The following is a 1,345-nucleotide window of genomic DNA, read 5'->3' on the forward strand; positions in this document are numbered from 1 at the left end:
TTCCTGCTTAAATGACCTTTATAAAAAAGAAAAAGCCGAAATTCCTAATATAACATAAGGGACTGACCCCATAGAGTGAGATAAATAAAAACACCTTTCAGTTGAAAAACGGGTGTATGGACTAACTAAAACAACTTGGAGGTGTTTTTTCTGTGGGCACAAGAGTGAGTTATCCGTCTGAAGTAAAATTGAAGGCAGTGGAGATGCGATTGGCCGGGGTACCTGTCAAAGAAGTCATGAAAGAATTAAACATTCGAAACCGTACACAGCTCAAAACATGGATGAGATGGTACAAAAATGGTGAAATGCATCGGTTTGAACAGCCGGTGGGAAAGCAGTATTCCTATGGAAAAGGGCCGGAGTATGAAAATGAAACGGTGAAATTGGAGGAAGAAAACCGTTATTTAAAGCAGCAGATTGAGGTCCTAAAAAAGTACAGCGAATTGGAAAGGAAGTGGTACCAGAAATAGCAGTAGAGTTGGTGGAGGAGTTGAGAACGGCAATGCCCATTGGTGAAATCTGCAGTCACCTTGGCATCCCAAGATCCACCTATTACCGCTGGAGAAAGAAGAATGAAACAGAAACATCCAGGCAGGCAATAGAACGAAAAATTGGCACGCTGTGCCAAGAAAATAAGTTTCGATATGGCTACCGGAAAATCACTGCTCTATTGAATCAGGAGATTCCAATCAACCACAAAGCTGTGCAGCGTGTGATGCAAAAATATGGATGGCAGTGCCGTGTGAAAGTGAAGAAGCGCAAGCAGACTGGACAGCCTTATTACATCGCTGATAATCTGTTAGGCCGTAACTTTCAGACAGATAAACCGCTGCAAAAACTCGCAACAGATATTACTTACTTGCCTTTTGGTCAGAAACAGCTGTATCTTTCAAGTATCCAAGATTTATTTAATGGCGAAATCATCGCCTATTCCATCGGGGACTGTCAAGATACAGCCTTTGTACTGGATACCCTGTTGCAGCTTCCATCTTTGTCTAAAGGGTGCATCCTGCACAGTGACCAGGGATCGGTGTACACATCATATGCCTATCAGCAGGAAGTCAAAGGAAAAGGCATTATCATGAGCATGTCCCGCAAAGGGACACCCGCTGATAATGCCTCCATCGAATCGTTTCATGCCTCGCTAAAGTGTGAAACGTTCTATCTCGACGAGTTGAGAAGCACTACGACAGCCATCGTAGAGCAAACTGTCGAAAACTATATTCATTATTATAACAATATCCGTATTCAAGCGAAACTAACCAACCAGCCGCCGGTACAATACCGACAGCTGGCTGGTTAAAAGGTGTTTTGATCCCTGTCTCAAAAACGGGGGTCAGTCCCT

General features: G+C 43.3%; 1 protein-coding gene. It reads left to right on the forward strand.

Annotated features, from left to right (window positions below; all coding sequences use genetic code 11):
- Positions 1–152: 152 nt before the first annotated feature.
- Positions 153–1,303 (forward strand): IS3 family transposase gene (locus tag AWH49_RS15725; protein WP_094777188.1). Its coding sequence is split into 2 segments (ribosomal slippage): positions 153–426 and positions 426–1,303, totalling 1,152 coding nucleotides; the frame shifts between segments, so codons are not numbered across the junction.
- Positions 1,304–1,345: the final 42 nt, after the last annotated feature.

Source organism: Domibacillus aminovorans (assembly GCF_001643235.1).
Taxonomy (GTDB): Bacteria; Bacillota; Bacilli; order Bacillales; family Domibacillaceae; genus Domibacillus; species Domibacillus aminovorans.